Source organism: Atribacterota bacterium (assembly GCA_028703475.1).
Taxonomy (GTDB): Bacteria; Atribacterota; Phoenicimicrobiia; order Phoenicimicrobiales; family Stramentimicrobiaceae; genus JAQVMU01.
In genome coordinates this window covers 1-3,856 of record JAQVMU010000105.1, presented here as the reverse complement: position 1 = coordinate 3,856, position 3,856 = coordinate 1, and the positions used below count along the sequence as shown (strand labels likewise).

At 30.4% G+C, this 3,856-nt stretch carries 6 protein-coding genes; all 6 read left to right on the top strand.

Annotation, left to right across the window (positions count from 1 at the left end):
* Nucleotides 1-29 precede the first annotated feature (29 nt).
* The gene (locus PHQ99_08120; GenBank protein ID MDD4289535.1) at nt 30-374 is read left to right on the top strand and encodes a DUF559 domain-containing protein; all 345 of its coding nucleotides are present in this window, start codon (nt 30-32) and stop codon (nt 372-374) included.
* 688 nt (nt 375-1,062) lie between these two features.
* Nucleotides 1,063-1,500: a hypothetical protein gene (locus tag PHQ99_08115; protein MDD4289534.1), complete on the top strand. Its 438-nt coding sequence runs from the start codon at nt 1,063-1,065 to the stop codon at nt 1,498-1,500.
* Nucleotides 1,501-1,606: 106 nt separating this feature from the next.
* Complete coding sequence (locus PHQ99_08110) at nt 1,607-1,864, top strand: type II toxin-antitoxin system HicA family toxin (GenBank protein ID MDD4289533.1); 258 nt, start codon at nt 1,607-1,609, stop codon at nt 1,862-1,864.
* Nucleotides 1,857-2,066 carry a type II toxin-antitoxin system HicB family antitoxin gene (locus PHQ99_08105; GenBank protein ID MDD4289532.1) on the top strand — a complete coding sequence of 70 codons (210 nt, stop codon included), beginning with the start codon at nt 1,857-1,859 and terminating at the stop codon, nt 2,064-2,066. The genes PHQ99_08110 and PHQ99_08105 overlap by 8 nt, the downstream gene beginning before the upstream one ends.
* 823 nt (nt 2,067-2,889) lie before the next feature.
* On the top strand, nt 2,890-3,117 hold the full coding sequence (locus PHQ99_08100; GenBank protein MDD4289531.1) for an antitoxin, RHH family protein: 228 nt from the start codon (nt 2,890-2,892) through the stop codon (nt 3,115-3,117).
* 2 nt (nt 3,118-3,119) lie between these two features.
* Nucleotides 3,120-3,395: a type II toxin-antitoxin system mRNA interferase toxin, RelE/StbE family gene (locus PHQ99_08095; GenBank protein ID MDD4289530.1), complete on the top strand. Its 276-nt coding sequence runs from the start codon at nt 3,120-3,122 to the stop codon at nt 3,393-3,395.
* Nucleotides 3,396-3,856 lie beyond the last annotated feature (461 nt).

The following is a 3,856-nucleotide window of genomic DNA, read 5'->3' as shown; positions in this document are numbered from 1 at the left end:
TAAGGTGGGGGTGAAATTGGAGAATAATATTGAAAAATAAAAATATAAAATTTGCTAAAAATCTCAGAAAAAATACTACTGATACTGAAAAATATTTATGGAAATATCTAAGAGGAAATCAGCTTGCAGGATTTAAATTTCGTCGCCAACACCCAATCGGAAAATATATCGTAGATTTTGTAAATTTAGAAAGAAAAATCATAATAGAATTAGATGGTGGACAACATTTAGAAAATAAAAAAGATAAATTAAGAGATATGTGGTTAGAAGAGCAGGGATATGAAGTATTGAGATTTTGGGATAATGAAGTTCTTAATAATATTGAAGGTGTATTAGAATTTATTAGGGAAAAACTATTATCCCCCTCACCCTAACCCTCTCCCCCCGAGGGGAGAGGGGAATAAATATAAAAATGTTTTTGGTTTATTGTTTTTTGTTTTTTCACGTTATACTCTTTTGACTGGTAGACCAGCAAACTGGTTAATTATATTACTTATCACTTTTTACTTATTACTGAATTAATAGTAATTAACTATCTACTATCTACCAACGATTAACTACTAATTTTTTCCTACATCTCTTGCTTGTTTTTTAACGGTATACGAATTTAATTAGCTCCCTTCGTTTCCTCCCCCTTCGAGGGGGGAGGACTAAGGTGGGGGTGAATTTGTTCTTATTTTCTTCACGTTATACGGAATACGGAATACTAGAAAAGTTCAATCATTTCGTTAGTTAATTGGTTCATTAGTTTAAAGATATAACTGTAATAATAATGCGTTGAATACTAATTTTCCGGTCAATTGAAATTCTATCACTCATCACTTCTTACTTATCACTGAATATAAACGCTATACAGTATATGATTTTACTGAATGCTGTTTTGCTATCTTCACCCCCCTAAAACATATTTTATTTGCAATATTTGCACAGAAATATTATTATTAATAGTGCTTAAGTATTTTTTTTTAAATTCAAATTTGCTCGCAACTTTATAATGGGTAAATTAGCAATTTTATTACTATTTGCCCATTGCTAAACATTAAATTATTCAGGTATTGCTAAATGGCTGGAAACAAAGTTGTATTAAAATATCAAGACGGAAAGATAGTCAAAGGATGGCTAAACAGCTTTAATCCTAACAGGGAAATATTTTTTATCAATCCTTTAAAAGAATATTCAGATAAAATAAAGATCGACATTAACCTGCCGGATCTGAAAGCAGTTTATTTTGTAAAGGATTTTATTGGTGATAAGGAATACCAGAAAGTAAGAAATTTTGACAACTATAACCCTACTACTCCTTCAGAGCGCCGCATTATAGTATATTTTAAAGATGGAGAAGCATTATACGGAACAAGTTACAGCTACAATCCTACCAAAACAGGTTTTTTTGTTTACCCGGTTGACTCCATGGATAACAATATCCGTATTTTTGCTGTAAACTCGGCAATTGAAAAAGTCGAATTCCCAGAATCTTCTGCAGGAGAATATAATTTGTAAGCACATGAAGATATTAGTCTTGCTAATAATGAAAAATTAACTTATATATGTTATTATAATTGTAAAGATTATTCTTTTAAAAATATAAAAAAGAAAACAGTGAATAATGAAGAATATTTTAAAAAATATATTATCTGCCCTTTCAGATAAAAACATAAAATTTTCAGATTTAAGGAAATTTATTTTGTATTTGGGGTTTAGCGAGCGAATTAAGGGAAGTCACCATATATTTTTTAAAAAAAATATTTCAGAAATTATAAACTTACAATCTTTAAAAAATGGAAAAGCCAAAGCATATCAGGTTAAACAAGTAAGAAATATAATTATAAAATATGAATTACATAAGGAGGAGAAAAATGTATAAATACGAAGTGATTGTATGGTGGAGCGAAAAAGACCAAGCTTATATTGCCGAAGTTCCTGAACTTCCAGGGTGTATGAGTGATGGTGAAACTTATGAAGATGCCCTAAAAAATATTCAAATAATTATTTCTGAATGGATAGAGGTTGCCAAAGAATTAGGCAGAGAGATTCCTAGACATAAAGGAAAGCTAATGTATGCATAATTTGTTACTTAGATCTTTCCTGTAAAAGTGATAATTTATTTCTTTCCTCAATTTTTCCTCATCCTTTTCCCCTAGATATTTCATGCTGATTTTCAGTATTAATTTGTAAATTGAATTTCGGTTGGCAGATTCTTTTTTGATTTTAACTAAAAACTGATGACCGAAAACTCAAAACCTATACTGTATTTTTATTCTCGATATTCTTTTCATCTCCTCCCCCTTGAGGGATGATTATTTATTTTTAGCTCCTCCCCCCTGAGGACAGGATTATCCCTTTTAATCCCCTCACCCTGAGGAGGACTATTCTCTATTTTTATATCCTCCCATGAGGGCAGGATTAACAATTCTTTAATTTCTTCCCCCTTGAGGGTAAGACAATCTTCTTTTAAATTCCTCCCCCTTGAATGCAGGACTCATTTTTCTCATTTCCTCCCCCTTGAGGGGGGAGGATAAAGGTGGGGGTGGTGAATTTGTTTTTCTTTACTGAATACGGTATACGGAATGATAGAACAGTTCATTCGTTTCGTTAGTTAATTGGTTCAATAGTTTAAAGATATAGCTGTAACAGAAATGTGTTGAATACTGATTTTTTTGTATTTAAACGTTATACGGTATACTGAAAACTATCTGCTATCTACCAACTACTAAATAATAATTCTATCTTGTACATTATATCTATTATTTGTTATTTATATTTTTATGTTATATGTAATACGAAATAATATTTAGATTGACAATAATGTATCATATGTGATACTATGATTTAAAATTAATAACATTAAATGTAGCCTAAAAATATTTATTTTATAAGTTGGTGATAAATATGAGTAATCAAAGAACACTTGTTTCCCTGGAACCCCCAGTCAGGGATTTAATAAAAAAAATGGCAAAGGAAAGAGGTATCTCAATTTCAAGTTTGTGCCGTGATTTGATTTTTGAAGGATTAGAAATTTTGGAGGACAGGTATTTTGATTTAATTGCCTCCCAAAGAGAAAAAGATTTTAACTGGGAAGATGCATTAAGTCATGAAGAAGTATGGAATAAAGGATAAAAGTGAAGATAAGATATCATCCAAAAGTAAAAAGTGAAGACATTCCTGGACTTAGCCCGGATATATCAAAAAGAATACAAAATGCTATTCAAGAAAGATTAATAGCTAATCCGATAAAGTATGGTCTTTATCTTCATGGAAGCCTGAAAGGTTACCGGAAATTGAGAGTTGGTGATTGGAGAATCATCTACAGAGTTGTTCATAATGAAATTAGAATCTTAGCCATTGGTAATAGAAAAGATGTGTATCAAATTTCTGATTTTAGAAAAAGTAAATGAAGATAATATTTGAATAAAGCAAAAAATAATACTTCTGTGCTATTTGTTATTGTTTTTCCAATATTCCAATATTATAGTATTCCAATAAGTTTTCTTTGATTTTCCTTATATTTTGATTTTAACTGAAAGCTATAATCTAAAAACTATTTACCCCCTCACCCTAACCCTCTCCCACCGAGTGGAGAGGGGATTTTGCGGTATACGTTATACGGTATACGTTATACTCTTTTGACTGGCAAACCAAAAATAATCGATAAACTGGTGAACTGGTTGTAAATCGGTAAACTAAATATCTTGTATCTCGAACTTCATATTTCTTATTTGTATTTTAAAAGTTATACGTTATACTCTTTTGACTGGTAGACCAGCAAACTGGTTAATTATATTACTTATCACTTTTTACTAATTACTGAATTAATGGTAATTCACTATATACTATCTACCAACGACTAAATACTAAT

Coding starts and splice junctions, on each gene's coding strand:
- PHQ99_08115 (MDD4289534.1), top strand. CDS start 1,063: ATGGCTGGAAACAAAGTTGTATTAAAATATCAAGACGGAAAGATAGTC.
- PHQ99_08105 (MDD4289532.1), top strand. CDS start 1,857: ATGTATAAATACGAAGTGATTGTATGGTGGAGCGAAAAAGACCAAGCT.
- PHQ99_08100 (MDD4289531.1), top strand. CDS start 2,890: ATGAGTAATCAAAGAACACTTGTTTCCCTGGAACCCCCAGTCAGGGAT.
- PHQ99_08110 (MDD4289533.1), top strand. CDS start 1,607: ATGAAGAATATTTTAAAAAATATATTATCTGCCCTTTCAGATAAAAAC.